Genomic DNA, 15869 nt, shown 5'->3' on the forward strand with positions numbered 1-15869 from the left:
GATCAGGAGAGCTCTTGGGATGAACCGCACGATAAAAGCGGTCTTTTTATGCTTCGTTCACTTTTTTTGCTTTTCTTCTTTGATGCAGATACAGTGCCGTTCCGAGCGCGCTGATGAGTAACCCGGCAAGAAGGATGGAATACATCGTCGTGGCCGTATCAGGAAGCAGGCCGCCCGGCGATACCCCGTCCTGTGCAGGGCCGGATGACGGTTTTTGTCCGCTTGGCTGCTTTCCGGAGCCGTGGTCTCCGCTTGTCGGCGGCGCGCTCTTCGTGTTTGCGTTTAATATGGTGTATTCACTGAAATGATTTGTATAGCCCGTGACGAGATCGTGTGAAACCGAACCGTTGTCTGTTTTTGTATAGACGTTCTTTTTCCGGTCTACATGGTAAATGCCGGGCTGTTTCGCCTTTTTCGTATTCTCAATGCGCAGGGTGAGCTTTACCGGCGCTTTGAATGTTTTGATGTCTTTGTTTTTCTGCTTCATTGTAAAGTCGTATACATTTGAAAGCGCCCCGCTTACTTTTCCTTTCGGCGTCACGCCGAATCGTGTATCAGCTGAAGCAGCGTTTGCCATCGGCATTTTCATGCTGAACTTGTCATGCAGGATCGTAAGGGAAGAATCCGATGTTCTGTCCTTTAACAGGCTGATTTGTTTTTTTGTCACGCTGAGATCAATCGGCTTTTTGGCGCCGTCATTCTTATCGTAATACACGATCGGCGTGTTGGCGTTTTTGGCATAAACGGCAAATGCGCTGTCATCTTCAAGCGTCCACGAACCGTTTTTTTGTTTCGTCGGCAGGTACACTTCCTGCGCGCGGCCGTCAACTTTCGGTTCCACCGCTTTTCCCGCTTTTTCAAGCTGCTCGGTGAAGACCTCATAGTCGACAAAGCCAAGGTCTTCTTTATGGGACGCTTCGTTAAAGACGGAATATCCGTCTCCGCCTTCACCGACAAAGTTACTGGTGGCGACTCTGTATGTCTTCTTATCAGAAATCGGCTTTACGCTGCCGTCATCCTGTACGGCCGCAGCTTGAAGAACGCGGTGTCCCGGCTTTTTATTCAGTGTAAACGTGTATGTTAAACCGGCAACTTGAGGGAAGGCGCCGCCTTGAGCCTCAATTCCGCTTAACCCTTGTTCCAAGGCTTGTTTGATCTGTTTGCCGGTTAAATCCGCGACGTAAAGCGTGTTGCCGAACGGCATTACATTCAGCACATCGCCGAGTGTGATGTCTCCTTTATCAATGCCCGCGCGGATGCCGCCCCCGTTTGTGATCGCGATTTGGGCGCCGGCCGCTTCCTTCGCTTTTTGCAGCATGCCGTCCGCGATGAAGTTTCCGAGATTGGTTTCTTTGGAGCGGACATGCTCGCGCTGGCCGTCAAGTGCGACCTTCGTTGAGCCGACTTTTTCATTTTTGACTGAGACGAGCTCTTTTTTAAACGGATCAAGCTCTTTTTTCAGACCCGGGTCTTCTTTCGTCTGCTCGTTCACCGGCAGCGCTTGAAGAGAGGATTGTTCCGGCAGAACGACGCCGTTTTTGTCAAATGCGACATCGACACGGCCTAAATATTCGCCGTATTCTTTTGCCTGAGCGACGATGGTCGGCTCTTCGTTTTTAACAATTTCCATTTTATCTACAAGCGTATGCGTATGTCCGCCGACGATTAAGTCGATGCCTTTTACTTTTTTGGCAAGATCGAGATCACGCTGATGCCCGATATGGGTCAGGGCGATAATTTTATTGACATGTTCTTTGTTCTTTATTTCTTTTACCGTATCTTGTGCGGATTGGAAGGCATCATGAAAGACAATGCTTTTTCCCGGGCTTGATGTGACGGACGTATCTTCTGTCGTTAAGCCGAATACGGCGACTTTTTCTCCGTTTACATCAAGCAGAATATATGGATAGATGCCTGCTTTTTTCTTTTTCCCTGCCGTAAATGTGTCTGCTTTTTTCATGAATGGTCTGAGTTTTGACTCTTTGGACACATCGACATTTGAGCTGACGAGCGGGAAGTCAGGCGCTTGGAAATCGTATTTTCCGGACGGGTCAGCCGCGCTCCCGTTACCGCTCAGGAAGCTGGCGAGAGCACCCGGTCCTTTATCAAACTCATGATTTCCGAAGGTCATTGCGTCGTAGCCCATGCTGTTCATCAATTTTAAATCAGCCAGCCCCTGCCACTTTGTGAAATAGAGATCGCCTGAAAAAACGTCTCCCGCATCCAGTAAAATGCTGCGGTCGGTTTCGCTTCTGATTTTCTTGATTTTCGTCATCCGCCTCGCCGCGTTATCAAGGTGGGCGTGCGTGTCGTTTGTATGCATAACGGTGAGTTTCCATGCATCATCTTTCGGCGGATCTGTGCCCGGTTCATCATCTTTGAATTGGAGCTTGTACTGTCCGTAGCCCGCGTTTTGTGATTCACCGATATAGGCGACGTCATCTGCGCGGTCGGCAAACGGCTTTGCGGCCAAGGAAGATTCAAATGTCAGGTTTGTCCCTTTGACCGGAAGGATGGACCAGTTATGATCAGCCTGCGGATTAATCGTTTTCTGCTGTATGATGTAATCCATTAAGACCTGCCTGTTCTCATCGGCTGATGAATATACGATTTTATCATTGCTTAAGTGAGGGAATCCTCCGCCGCCTGAAGCGCGGTAATTATTTGTGACGATCAGAAATTCCTGCTTGGCGCTGACGGGCTTTCCTTGATAAGAAAGGTTGACGATCCGGCTTGCATCGGGATGAATGACTGTTCCGTTTTCGTTGTATTTCGCCGGTTTTGTGACATCGACCTGATAGGTGACACCGTCAATGACATCAAAATTGTATGAGCGGTAGGCATCATTTAAAAGCGCTTGGCTGCCGCCTTTTGCCTGATCGATCTGATTAAATTGCCCCGCGGACATTTCGAGCCAGTCCTTCACTTCGCTTCCGTTCAGCTTGACGATCTGAACCGTGTTGTCATACAGGTACAAATCGCCGATATTTTTGATGGCGAGGTCGCCTGCGGAAATGTTTGTATAGTAGTTTGAGCCGTTCCGCCCGCCGGCTTTAAACGGGGCGCCCGCCGAGAGGATAGGCAGATCTTTGTATTCCGTATCCTTCATCTTATTTTCGGCGTACCATTTTTGCGCATCCGTTACGATTTGAATGGACGGATCATCTTTGACTTGGGCGAAGAAACTGTTGATATCGGCTTTTGTCTGGCCGACGGGTTCTCTGATGTATTTCAAAGTGCCTTCGTGCGCTTTTTTGACGGTATTGACGACGGTTTCGTTTTCCGACGTCACATTGCCGGCAATCGGCTCGATGCTGCCTTTTGCATCTTCCACATGCCACGCGCTGTCTGTTTTTTTAAGCCGGAGGTCGATGACGCCCGCATATTTGCCCCAGCTGCTTGACATAACAACGGGGATGCCGTTAATCGTGCCTTTATCGACGTCGAATTGATCAGCGCCTTTGTATTCGGCATCAGGGAAAAGCCCGTGCTGATGGCCGGATACGATCGCGTCAATTCCGGCGACTTTCGTTGCCAGGTCAAAAACGGCGTTTTCCGCTCCGGAAGACTGCGCTTTTTTTTCGATGCCGCTGTGGGCGAGGGCGATGACGATATCGGCTCCTTCAGCTTTCATTTTCGGAACGGTTTTCTTTGCGGATTCCACAATGTCTTCGACCTGAACGTGGCCTTCGAGATTTTTCTTATCCCACGTCATGATTTGGGGAGGAACAAAGCCGATGTAGCCGACTTTTATCTGATGCTTGCCGCCTTTTTCATCCGTGACGGTTTTGTCTTTTATGACATAAGGCGTATAACGGTTTTCGCCGCTTAATGTTTTCACATTGGCGTTGACGATCGGATAATCAGCGCCTTTGATTGTCCCGTCCAGAAATTCAAGCCCGTAATTAAATTCATGATTGCCGAGTGTTCCTGCGTCATAATGCAGACTGTTCATCACTTCAATGATCGGATGGGTCTTTGCGCCTGAAATGATATCATTTTTCTCATATTTTACGGCGTATTCTCCGAGGGGATTCCCCTGAATCAGGTCTCCGTTATCGACAAGCAGCGTATTCGGGTTTTCGCGCCTGTGCTTCTCAATAAGCTGAGCCGTTCTGGCCAGCCCGAATTCCGTTGTCGGTTTGTCGCTGTAGTAATCGTAGTCCATCATGTTAGCGTGAACGTCAGTTGTGGCTAAAATGCTGAGATTCACACTGGAGGATTTGTTTTCTTCTGCTTTAATGGGTGATGTTGGGAGGATTAGACTAAGTATCATAACTAGGGGCAGCAGAATACGGAGTGTCATATTGACGCTGCATCGTCTTTTCTGTATTCTCACCTGTTCTCCACCTTTCAACAAATTTTGTCATGCAGTACCATTGTAAGAATATTTTGTGAAAGTTCATATAGATTTCATGATGATTCTTGTAAAAAGATGAAAAATGAGGATAATGACCTATGTAAAACGGATGAGCGGCAAACGCGTTACCTATGTTTGATGTTAGTGTGGCTGGGGTACATAGATTTATGTAGACTTCATCAAGCAGGAGGTAGTAACTATGGGTAAAAAAATTGCAGTTGTATTAACGGATTATTTTGAGGATGTCGAGTATACTGAACCTGCGAAAGCTTTTAAAGATGCAGGTCATGAATTAACCGTAATTGAACAGGAAAAAGGAAAAACAGTCAAAGGCAAACAAGGGGAAGCGGAAGTGAAAGTGGACGCGTCCATCGATGATGTGAATCCGAAAGACTTTGACGCATTGCTGATCCCGGGCGGATTCTCTCCTGACATGCTGCGTGCGGATGACCGTTTCGTCCAATTTGCCAAAGCGTTTATGGATGATAAAAAACCGGTGTTCGCCATCTGCCACGGACCTCAGCTTCTTATCAACGCGAAAGCATTGGACGGGCGCAAAGCGACAGGATTTACTTCTATCCGAATCGACATGGAAAACGCGGGCGCGAATGTGGTGGATGAAGAAGTTGTCGTCTGTCAGAACCAGCTGGTCACAAGCCGCACACCGGATGACATTCCGGCATTCAACCGCGAATCATTAAAACTGCTTGCGTAATATAAAAGCGGAGCGCCGTATCAGGCGTTCCGCTTTTTTTGTGAAGATTCCCGGATGACCAGCTCAGGCGCCAGAATAATGCGTTGTTTTTTGTGCTGGGAATTGGTGATTTTATGATGCAGCAATTGAGCCGCTTCTTTTCCCGACTGCCGCGGAAAGGAAGAAACGGTTGTAAGCGGGGGATAAGAAATTTCAGCTTCCGGCACGTTATCAAAGCCGACAATGTCAATATCTTCGCCCGGAATGAGCCCGGCTTTTCTGATCCCTTGCATGACGCCGAACGCGACCAAATCACTGAAGCAGAAAATCGCGGTCGGGCGCTCAGACCGGCGGAGGAGCTCCGTCACGGCTTCACAGCCTGCTTCGCGGGTCGGCGTGCTGTCAATGACATAGTCATTTTTTACTTCCAGATCCGCTTCACGGAGCGCTTTTTTAAACCCTTTCATACGTTTCGTCCATGTTGACGAGTGCTTCACGCCGCCCAGAAACGCAATCTCCTGATGGCCTTTCTCAATGAAATGACGCACTGCCTTATAGGTGCCTTCCTCATAATCGGCTCCGACAAAATCACAGTCGGCATCGGCAATCTCCCTGACGGCGAGCACGACCGGAATGTCAAGCTGCTCAAGGCGGGAAAGGGTTTCCTCAGCCGTACCTGAAACCGGACACAAAATCAATCCGCCTACCCTGTGCTCCAGCATGGTCGAGATCAGCTGCTCCTGCTTGGCGACGGAATCAAATGTCGTGCCTAACAGCACCGTTAATCCGACTTCCTCAAGCGTATTCTGAACGCCGATCAGAAACTCTGAGAAAAACGTATTGGAAATGTCAGTGATAATCAATCCTACCGTTGTGGACGTCTGTGATCGTAAATTCGCGGCAACCCGATCATATACGTACCCCAGCTCCCGCATGGATTGCAGCACTTTCTCACGGGTCGCTTCGGAAATTCGGGGATTATTGCGGACAATTAATGAAGCGGTGGATGTTGAGACGCCGGCATGCTCAGCGACCTGCTGCAATGTCACCCGGCGTTTTTTTTGCTGTTTCATACGTCGCATTCCTCACTTGGTTTTTATTCGTTACATCCATTATAAGCGTTTTGGAGGCTGAGAAGAAAGAGAGAGGGGGAGAAAATGATAAAGCGCCGGAAGACGGATTGTCCTTCGGCGCTTCTGTCACAATAGGTTATTCAAACATTTGCTCTTTAATATACTGAACCGGCATTTCACGGCCTGTCCAATATTCAAACGCCATGGCGCCCTGCCAAAGCATCATGCCGAGGCCGTTAATGGTGTTGCAGCCGGCCGCTTGAGCTTGTTCAAGCAATTTCGACGTCACGGGGTTGTAAACGACGTCTGTCACAATCAAATCAGGACGGAGCATGGATGTATCTTCAATGACGCTCAAGCCTTCAAGCGGTTTCATACCGACACCCGTTCCGTTTGTGAAAATATCGCTTGAAGCGATTTCAGCACGCAGCGCATCTTGATCTTCGAGCGGGAAGACTTTCGCTTTGCAAGAAGATCCCTTCATTTCTTCATTGATGATGCGGACGTTTTCTTCCGCTTTTTCGAAAAACGCGTCATTGCGGGCGAAAATAGAGATTTCTCCGAGGCCTTCCAATGCGGATTGAATCGCTATCGGAGTGGCGGCCCCGCCGGAACCGACCAGCGTCATTTTTTTGCCTGTGATATTGATGCCGTGTTCTTTTAAGTTGCGGACGTATCCCATACCGTCAGTGGAGTGTCCGATCAGTTTGCCGTTTTCATTAACGACTGTATTCACCGCGCCGGTGAATTTCGCTGAATCCGCGAGTTCATCGAGGTAAGGGAGAATGTTCATCTTGTTCGGCATCGAGACATTGAATCCTCTGACGTTTAAGGCGCGCATTCCCGTTACCACATCTTCCAGCTGTTCATTGCCGACTTCAAACGCGAGGTAAGCGTAGTTCAATCCTAATTTTTTAAACGCCAGGTTGTGCATCGCCGGAGATAAAGAGTGTCCGATCGGTGTCGCGAATAATCCGATAAGCTGAGTTTTTCCGTTAATCCGTCCTAATTCTTTCTTCATGATGTATTCCTCCGTAAGTCCATTCATTTGTTTTTCATCCCGCTTTGAGGGCAGAAAAACGCTGATTACATATGTTTATTTAAAATGCTGAGTACGCTGCGCAATTCTTCAACGGGAATCTGTCCGGGCGCTGATGCTTCTTTGCCCGCTCCGAACGTGCACGCTGAGCCGAAGACTTCGCCGGCCAGGCGGCTGATCAGGCCTGTCCCCGCCATTGACATTGTGATGATCGGCCGGTCCGCGTATTGTGTTTTCATCGTGTGAGTGGCATCCAATAAGACGAAAACATCTTCAGTGCTTTGCGGCATCACCGCGATTTTCGGAATGTGCGCGCCGTACGCCTGCATGTTCCGCAGCCGGGAAATGATTTCTTCTTTTTTCGGTGTCTGATGAAAATCATGATTGGACATGACGACATATACGCCGTTGTCTTCAGCGGTTTTCACAATTGATTTGACTTCCGCTTCTCCCGTAAACAACTCAACGTCCACAAGGTCAATGTGTTTTGTTTCGATGGCGGTTTTAAGCAATTCAATGTAAAAGCGATCATCAATAACTTTATTTCCGCCTTCTTTATGAGTTCTGAATGTGAAAAGCAGCGGTGTTGCGCCTGCGGCTTTCCGCAGCTTTTCAAGCATGCTTTTTACGGCGTTCAGGCTGTCAACGTGCTCGTACACATCCGCCCGCCACTCAATGATATCCGGGCGAAGCCTGTTGACGGCTTCAATTTCTTCGAGCAGTTCTTTCTCTCCGGCCGCCATCAGCGGCACAATGATCTTCGGAAGCCCTTCGCCGATGACCGTGTTTCTGATCGTGATAGATTGCATGATAAATCCTCTCCCTTAAAAAATAGTCAGGCTTTCATCACTTGCTTAAAGCGGATTCCGATAAACAATGCGAGAAGGGCGCTGACGGCCGCAATTCCGATATCAAGCAGAAAAACAGGCGTCAGGCCGGCCGCTTTGGATATCGCTCCCGTTACAAGCGGAATGACAATAAAAGATAAGCTTGATGCTATATTAACAAAAGATGTGATCGTACCTTTATTTTTAGGGAATAAAACAGCCATAACCGTCATCGCCAATTGCAGAATGCCCGCAGTTGAAAGTCCGATGACAAAGGAGCTGATGACCGATACGGCCGGCTGATGAATGAAAATCAGAGCAAGCAGCGCGATTGCCGCGATCACAGGGTACAGCACCATTACCGTAATCGGCTGAATCACTCTGTTTAACAGCACAGCCAGCAATAATACGGATACAAGCGCCCCGATGCTGTAATAGCTCAACAATTTGACGGCCTGCACCTCAGGCATGCCCAAAACGGTTTGCCCGAACTTAGGAAGCCATACTTGAACGAGCATAAACAGCGCCGTAGATGAAAAGCCTAACAGAATGATCGCAAGACCTTCGCGCCATATCGACGGCTGTGATGTGAACGCGTCATCAGACGGAGAGGCTTCCGTCCGGCCGCCGTCTTCTTTTTGCTTATGATTCGGAAACGGAACTTTTAACAGGAAAAAGCCGTTCAGGAAGAAAATAATGCCCGGTACGAAAAACGTCCAGCCGTAAAACAAATGCCTGTCCGCAATAAACGCGATAAAAAACGGAAGCACCGTCGCACCGATGGATACAAACGCTTTGATTAACACGGTTGCAGAGCTTGCGTTTTTCGGAAATCCTTCAATAAGCGCCGGATATGTCCCGGAATCCAAAAAGGAATTGGCGATCCCGGCGAAAATGGCGAAGATAAACGCGGCCGTGTAGTTTGTCGAAAGCGGAATTCCGATTAGGAAAATCAGATACAGAAAGGCGCCCGACACGATAAACGGCCGTCTCCCGAATGTATCCGAAAGCTTCCCGGCAAACAGAAGCGAAATCAGCTTTCCGATCCCGATGGCGGAGACCAAATAGCTGACCCCGGCTGCGGATGTATGAAGCTGTTTTGATAATGCCTCCATATTGGATGCGATAATAATATTGATCATGCCCAGCAGGAAATAGTTAATATAAAGACCCGCTGCCATTTTGGTGTATATGTTTTTCATGATGACATCCCCTAATGCGGTTAATAAAGAATTAAATTATTTTTTAAATTGATAAGCGCAGATCCATTCCCCTTTATTGAACCACTGCCTTTCTTTGAAAACTGTTTGATAAAACGGCTGCTGAGACAAACTTGAATAACGCTGATATCACAATGAGTATATCGTTCTACTAAATAAAAAAAGATAAGCGGCCCGCTCATTTAGTATATCGTTCTACCAAGTTCACAGTTACTATACTCCTTCTTTTTATATGTGTCAAACCGATGAACTTTTATTTTTTACTTTTTTAAATCAAAAAAGACCCGCCGTTTTTCGGCAGGTCTGACATGGGTTTATTTTCTGAGAGAGGCGAGCTCCTCGGCAATGGCCTGCATTTCACTCGGGCTGAATGATGCTTTTTTCATCACCATTTGATGAAGGTATGTAAGATCTTCTATTTTTTCATCACTGAAATCTTCCGCTCTGATGACACCGACATTGAGCATGTTGAGCTTTTGCGAAATGTCTTCAATCATTTTGTTTAACGTTTCTGTTTGTTGGCTCGGCAAATTCATGCATCCTTTCATGACCGTTTTCGTACCCTTTATTCTAACAGAATTCATTTAGAATAAAAGCTTATTTCCACAGCCGCAGAAAAGTTGCTAAGATGATGATAAGGTTTTTGATCCTCAAAATGCGGGGAAAGAATAGGGAGGTTATTGATATGATACATGTGCTGTTTGTCTGTCTGGGAAATATTTGCCGGTCGCCTATGGCAGAGGCGGTATTTTCTGATATGGTGAAGAAAAACGGGCTGAACGGGCAGATTAACATTGATTCAGCGGGAATCGGCGCCTGGCATGCGGGAAATCCGCCGCATGAAGGGACAAAGGAGATCCTAAAGAAGAAAGGGATCAGCGCAAGCGGCATCACGGCGAGGCAGGTCCGTGAGTCTGATCTGACCGATTTTGATTACGTCATTGCGATGGATGCAGAAAATATCGGACATCTGCGCAGCATGGCCGGTTATAAAAAAGCGGCGCCGCGTATTGCAAGGCTGCTTGATTATGTACCGGAGTCGGACCTTGCGGACGTGCCCGATCCGTATTATACCGGGAATTTCAGCGAGGTGTACGCTTTGGTCGAGTCCGGGTGCCGTCATTTGCTGGAGACAATAAAGAAAGACCATCACTTATAAGGGGGATTGACCGATGAAGCAGACACGCATCATGGCAAAAGCGATTCTGATCGGCGCTGCCGCCGGCGGAGCACTGTCCTTATTACATAAGCCCACGAGAGAGGGATGTTTCCGGAACATGGACGCGTGCAGGCGCCGTGCGGCATTTTACCGAAAACATCCTGAAGCCCTGAAACAGCAGGCTTCCGCAAAACTTGATCAAGTGAAAATCATCGCCAATACCGTATCGGAAGATCTGAGTTTTTTAAACGGGCAGATCACCAAGCTGAAGCAGACGACGCCGCAGGTCATTGACCTGTTAAAAGAAACGAAGGAGCATTTTTCGAAAAACGATCATTGAGGTGGGATGTCATGGGTTTTATAAAAGAGCTGTTTGCAAGGTTTTCACTGCATGAAGGACAAAGTAAATCGGCGGAGCTGGCGTATTTTTTCCTGCTGTCATTGTTTCCGTTGATGATTTTCATGCTGACGCTCACCGCCTATCTTCCCATATCGGCAGAAGACGTGCTCGGGGCGGTCGATCAATACGCGCCCGACAGCGCCATGTCTATGGTGAAATCCATAACGGAGCAAACGCTGAACAAGCGCAGCGGCGGGCTTTTGTCATTCGGGATTATCGCCGTCATCTGGTCGGCTTCGAATGGCATGAACGCGATTGTCAGAGCATTTAACCATGCCTACGAAGTCGAGGAAAACCGCTCATTTATCATCATTCGCCTGACCTCAATTTTTTTAACCATCGCGATGGTGGTTACGATTTTAATCGCACTGCTTCTGCCGGTGTTCGGCAGAGAAATCGGAATGCTGGCCGCAGATTTCATCGGCGCTTCCGGCCTGTTTTTGCAGGTGTGGTCGGTTGTCCGCTGGGGTATCAGTCCGCTTATCCTGTTAATCGTGTTTACCGCGCTTTACATTTTCGCGCCGAATAAAAGGCTTTCCCTCCGTTTTGTCCTGCCGGGAGCCGTATTTGCGGCAGCCGGCTGGATTATCGTCAGTATGCTGTTCTCATTTTACGTCGGCACCTTTGCCAACTACAGCGCCACATACGGGAGCATCGGGGGAATTATCGTCCTTATGATCTGGTTTTACCTTACGGGAACACTGCTGATTTTAGGAGGAGAAATCAACGCGCTTTTACATAAACGTAAAAAGCTTCCTGATGAAAATCCGTACCGCGGGAGCAAGCTATAGAGGAACGGATGACGTTCAAGCTGAAAAACGGAGGGAATCGGCTATGACCAAGCATACGAAAAAAGGCGGAAGCCATAATAAACAAAATTCAAAAAACGGCCCGAAGAATAAAACAAGCGGAAGCGCTAACGGGCAGAACGGATACCACTAGAAAGAAGCCGCCTGACTTAGATCAGGCGGCTTTTTTTATGAGGCCGGAAAAGAATGGGATTCGGATGCGGGACTGTGCTTTGTTTTCCCGAAGACGAGCGCAAGCCAAATACAGACCAGAATCACCGTAATAAAGTAAAACAAATTGGCGCTTTCAAACCGCTGCATATACCAGCCGCCCGCCACCGGGCCGATCATGCTGCCGAGGCTGAAGGAAATGCCGCAGAGCAGATTGCCCGCCGGCAGCAGATGGGACGGCAGCAGGTCGCTCATATAGCTGATGCCGAGAGAAAACATACTGCCGACCGCCATTCCCGCCGTGAAAAAGCAGCAGCCGATGACAGAAGGCGACGGAAACAGTCCGGCCGTCAAAAAGCAAAGGGCACCCGTTAATAAGATGACGAGCAGGACACGTTTTCTCCCGAATCGATCGCTTAATAAACCGAGAGGGAACTGGAATACAATACTTCCGATGGCAAAAGCGGGCAATATCAGCGCGACGGCATCGACTGATATGCCTAAACGCAGGGCGTACACGGGAAAGCTTCCGTTCAGCGCCGTTTCTAAAAAACCGTACCCGAAAGCCGGGAGAAAAGCGACCCAGCCGAAAAGAAGGGCGCGGTAAAACCGTTTTGCGCTATTGTCCCCGGATGTTTCATCCGGACCTTGCGCCGGGTACTCATTACGTAAGACAAATACAAACAGCCAGGCGGCAAGACTGATACAGCCGGATACGATGAACGGAAGGGACGGACTTGTTTTCACAAGAGGGACCATGAACGGGCCGACAGCGAATCCGAGCCCGAAGGACAGTCCGTACAGCGAAATGTTTCTTCCTCTGTTTCGGGGCGTTGACTTTGACGTCACCCACGTTTGGGTTGAAAAATGCAGCATATGATCCCCGATTCCGATAAAGAGCCGAAGAAAAAACCATAACCATATGGATTGAAGCCAAATAAAACTGAATAAGCTGATGATAACAAGAAATCCGCCCATGACCATCAGAGGTTTGAACCCGAGCTTGCGCAGCGGGGCCTCCATAAACGGCGACGCCAGAAGCACGCCGATATAAAGGCCGGTTGCGTGAAGTCCGTTTATGGCTGCTGATTCCCCGTTCGTTTCAAAAATGACGGAGATCACCGGCAGAAGCATGCCTTGGGAAAATCCGGAGATGGAAACAAGCAGAACCAAAATAGAAGTACAGTCGTGACATCGCGTATTTCTCCTTCTTCAGTATCTTTCTTGATCGTACACGGATTTGTCGCGTCCGGCAACCTGAAAATGCCAATTCGGGCTGCCGCGGAAGTGTAATTGAGGGAGTTTTTGAGAAGGATATAAAAAGACTCATTCGAAAAAAGGAGCCAGGCAGATATGAATCGGATTTTTTTCTTTACGGCTGCGGCGGGAGTGCCGCTTTCAGTCATCGGCGGCCTGATGCACTGGCCGTCAGCGGTTTTGTTTATTATTTATTGCTTGACGATTATTGCGCTTGCAAGTTATATGGGGAGAGCGACTGAATCTCTTGCCATTATCGCGGGACCGCGGATCGGCGGTCTGCTGAATGCCACGTTCGGCAATGCGGTAGAGCTGATTATATCGCTTTTCGCCTTAAAAGAAGGGCTGACGGGCATCGTGCTTGCTTCACTGACCGGTTCGGTGCTCGGCAATCTTCTGCTCGTCGCGGGATTGTCGTTTTTTATCGGCGGTTTGAAATACAAGCGGCAGGAATTCAATATTCATGATGCCCGGCATAATTCCGGCCTGCTGATTTTTGCCATTATCGTAGCTTTTGTCATTCCCGAAGTGTTTTCCATGGATATGGGGGAAAAAAACAAGCTTGATTTGAGTGTCGGCATCAGCATCATCATGATCCTTTTGTACGTGGCGGCTCTTTATTTCAAGCTCGTCACCCACCGCGGTGTTTATCAGCCGAATCAGCCGGAGGCAAAGGTAGAAGAGGAGCAGCCTGAGTGGTCGGGGAAAAGAGCGACAGCCGTCTTATTTATTTCAACCATTATCGTCGCCTACATATCTGAAAACCTTGTCCATACGTTTCATGCGGTGGCTGAACAGTTCGGCTGGAGCGAGCTGTTTATCGGGGTGATTATCGTCGCGATCGTCGGAAATGCCGCAGAGCATGCGTCGGCGATTATTATGGCGTACAAAGACAAGATGGATGTCGCCGTTGAAATCGCGGTAGGCTCGACTTTGCAGATCGCCATGTTTGTGGCTCCGGTTCTTGTGATCTGTTCCATCTTTTTTCCGGTCAATATGCCGCTTGTATTCACATTGCCCGAGCTTGTCGCGATGATCTCATCCGTCCTTTTGATGACGATGATTTCAAATGACGGTGATTCGAACTGGTTTGAGGGGGCTACGCTCCTTGCCGCTTATGTCATCATGGCGATCGGTTTTTTCCTGCTTTAACCTGTAAAAAATGCGGATAACAACGATTGCGGAGGAAAAGACTAAAGGAAAATGCTATAGAAAGAGTGATATGATGAGAAAGCTGTTTCATGCCACACTGATTCTGCTGTTATCCTTTAGTTTTTTCGCAACGCCGTCTGCCGATGCAAAAAAACCGTTTAAAGTTCCCAACTCTGTCGTAAGCATTTCAAAGGAAAATACGTATCCGAATGCTTCACAGGATCAGCCGATGCTTCAGCCGAGCAAACTGGCAAAGGAATTGTTAGATACATCCGAGATCAACATCGAAAATCCGCATCTGATAAAGATGCTGAATGAATCCTCGGTTTCCGGTTCACCGCTTGCCATCGGATACCGGGCGACAATATTTCTCGGGAAATGGGCGCTCGGCTATCAATCGAACGAAACGGTCGCCAACTGGGAATATAAAAAAATCAATACGAACAGAGCGGATAACCGGGGCGGGCAGCAAACCGCGGTTATCTCATACGCCCAAGAACAGCAATACAAAATCAAAGGCGGGCTCACTGCGAAGGTGCCGAACGCAGAAGACGTAAAAAGCATGATGATGCAAAAAGCGATGAAGAAAACAAAACTGCCGCTCGCGTTTGAAACGGTTATCGGCGCAGGCACAAAACGCGATCAAACCTACAAAATTTCTCCGCAGCGGCTCGGCTACCTGCACGCCTACGCTCCGGCCGTTAATGAAAAAGGAAAAGTAACATACGGTGAAGTGTATTTGGTGCTGAAAGGCAGCAAGCGGAAACTTGTCGTCAAAAATGTGACTTCGCAAGGAATCGGGGCTTGGATTCCGGTGCAGGATCACGTCACATTCGGTTTTCAAATGACAGCGCAGCCGAGATAAATAAAAAAAGCTGATTCCGGTTCGGGAATCAGCTTTTTTGTGTGTGATACATTTCCTCAAGCAATTGCACATTGTTGTTGTACAGCTCCCGGGCAAGAACGCGTCTCACCGCAAGGCTCGCCGAGAAGTATTCTGTGTCTTGAACCATGCCTTTGACAGTAAATTCTATGCCTCTTGTCAATTTGTTCAGGCTCATAATTCCATGTACTTGAAACGGCTCCGTCGCATTGAGAAATTCATCCCGCTTCAGTGAATCGCGAAGCTCATCATTGAGCATGTCGCAGGCTTTTTCTAAGACGGCATATACCCGCTCGGGATCTTCCTTGTAACTGATCACGACGGATTCGGTAATCCGCATAAAATCAATGTTATAGTTTTGAAGCTGTCTGACCTCACCGTTTGAAATGGTAAGCAGCTTGCCGGTCCACTCACGGATCTGGAGGGAACGGAGTCCGATTTCTTCGACTGTGCCGTTGAACAGATTGTTAATCGTCACGTAATCGCCTTTATGAAGCTGGCGTTCGTATATCAAAAAGACACCGGCCAATATGTCCTTGATTAACGACTGTGCGCCGAAACCGATGACGATACCGGCAACACCCGCCCCGGCTAAAATTCGGCCGAAATCATGAACGAATAAAGAAATGACGTAAAAGATAAAACCGATCGTCGCCGTATACTGGGTGATGGACCGGACGAGGCTTTCAATCGTTTTCCCTTTCCGTTCCTCTAAGAAATCCGTGCGTTTAAATAACACCTGGACAAAGCGGTTGATCAAAAAAACACCGGCGTAAAGCACGAGAGCGACGATGATGATCTCAACCACTTTGCTTTTCAAAATGTCCGTAATTGTCGTTTCCATCT

At 48.3% G+C, this 15869-nt stretch carries 13 protein-coding genes and 1 pseudogene; 6 read left to right on the top strand and 8 right to left on the bottom strand.

The window, feature by feature from the left end:
- Positions 1-46: 46 nt before the first annotated feature.
- Positions 47-4339: a multifunctional 2',3'-cyclic-nucleotide 2'-phosphodiesterase/3'-nucleotidase/5'-nucleotidase gene (locus tag G4O42_RS03925; protein WP_087920753.1), complete on the bottom strand. Its 4293-nt coding sequence runs from the start codon at positions 4337-4339 to the stop codon at positions 47-49.
- Positions 4340-4559: 220 nt separating this feature from the next.
- Here G4O42_RS03925 and G4O42_RS03930 point away from each other — a divergent pair, with 220 nt between their 5' ends.
- On the top strand, positions 4560-5075 hold the full coding sequence (locus G4O42_RS03930; RefSeq protein WP_003155578.1) for a type 1 glutamine amidotransferase domain-containing protein: 516 nt from the start codon (positions 4560-4562) through the stop codon (positions 5073-5075).
- A 20-nt stretch (positions 5076-5095) separates the two neighbouring features.
- Here the strand turns inward: G4O42_RS03930 and G4O42_RS03935 are convergent, their stop codons facing one another.
- From G4O42_RS03935 to G4O42_RS03955, 5 genes are all read right to left on the bottom strand, one after another.
- Positions 5096-6127, bottom strand: coding sequence for a LacI family DNA-binding transcriptional regulator (locus tag G4O42_RS03935; RefSeq protein WP_032872311.1), 1032 nt, complete (start codon positions 6125-6127; stop codon positions 5096-5098).
- 136 nt (positions 6128-6263) lie between these two features.
- Positions 6264-7148, bottom strand: coding sequence for a shikimate dehydrogenase (locus tag G4O42_RS03940; protein ID WP_032872314.1), 885 nt, complete (start codon positions 7146-7148; stop codon positions 6264-6266).
- Between the two features lie 65 nt (positions 7149-7213).
- Positions 7214-7975, bottom strand: coding sequence for a type I 3-dehydroquinate dehydratase (aroD, locus tag G4O42_RS03945; RefSeq protein WP_032872316.1), 762 nt, complete (start codon positions 7973-7975; stop codon positions 7214-7216).
- A gap of 26 nt (positions 7976-8001) precedes the next feature.
- On the bottom strand, positions 8002-9195 hold the full coding sequence (locus G4O42_RS03950; protein ID WP_007408506.1) for an MFS transporter: 1194 nt from the start codon (positions 9193-9195) through the stop codon (positions 8002-8004).
- Positions 9196-9527: 332 nt separating this feature from the next.
- Positions 9528-9743: a DUF1128 domain-containing protein gene (locus tag G4O42_RS03955; RefSeq protein WP_003155571.1), complete on the bottom strand. Its 216-nt coding sequence runs from the start codon at positions 9741-9743 to the stop codon at positions 9528-9530.
- A 155-nt stretch (positions 9744-9898) separates the two neighbouring features.
- Between G4O42_RS03955 and G4O42_RS03960 the strand changes: the two genes are divergently transcribed.
- From G4O42_RS03960 to G4O42_RS03970, 3 genes are read left to right on the top strand one after another with little or no spacing between them, the layout of a single operon-like run.
- Positions 9899-10372 carry a low molecular weight protein-tyrosine-phosphatase gene (locus tag G4O42_RS03960; protein ID WP_012117078.1) on the top strand — a complete coding sequence of 158 codons (474 nt, stop codon included), beginning with the start codon at positions 9899-9901 and terminating at the stop codon, positions 10370-10372.
- Positions 10373-10385: 13 nt separating this feature from the next.
- Entirely contained in the window at positions 10386-10712 is a 327-nt protein-coding gene (locus G4O42_RS03965) for a hypothetical protein (protein ID WP_032872318.1), read from the top strand.
- 11 nt (positions 10713-10723) lie between these two features.
- Complete coding sequence (locus G4O42_RS03970) at positions 10724-11563, top strand: YihY family inner membrane protein (RefSeq protein ID WP_032872320.1); 840 nt, start codon at positions 10724-10726, stop codon at positions 11561-11563.
- A gap of 186 nt (positions 11564-11749) precedes the next feature.
- Here G4O42_RS03970 and G4O42_RS03975 read toward each other — a convergent pair.
- Positions 11750-12926 (bottom strand): annotated as a pseudogene (locus tag G4O42_RS03975) (MFS transporter).
- 158 nt (positions 12927-13084) lie between these two features.
- Here G4O42_RS03975 and cax point away from each other — a divergent pair.
- Positions 13085-14140 (top strand): calcium/proton exchanger, encoded by a 1056-nt coding sequence (gene cax, locus G4O42_RS03980; protein WP_007610064.1) that lies wholly within the window; start codon positions 13085-13087, stop codon positions 14138-14140.
- Between the two features lie 70 nt (positions 14141-14210).
- Positions 14211-15005 (top strand): YfkD famly protein, encoded by a 795-nt coding sequence (locus G4O42_RS03985; protein WP_087920754.1) that lies wholly within the window; start codon positions 14211-14213, stop codon positions 15003-15005.
- A gap of 28 nt (positions 15006-15033) precedes the next feature.
- Here G4O42_RS03985 and G4O42_RS03990 read toward each other — a convergent pair whose 3' ends face one another.
- Positions 15034-15867 carry a mechanosensitive ion channel family protein gene (locus tag G4O42_RS03990; RefSeq protein ID WP_007408513.1) on the bottom strand — a complete coding sequence of 278 codons (834 nt, stop codon included), beginning with the start codon at positions 15865-15867 and terminating at the stop codon, positions 15034-15036.
- Between the last annotated feature and the right edge of the window lie 2 nt (positions 15868-15869).

The organism is Bacillus sp. LUNF1, from assembly GCF_011008975.1.
In the GTDB taxonomy this organism is placed as follows: domain Bacteria; phylum Bacillota; class Bacilli; order Bacillales; family Bacillaceae; genus Bacillus; species Bacillus velezensis.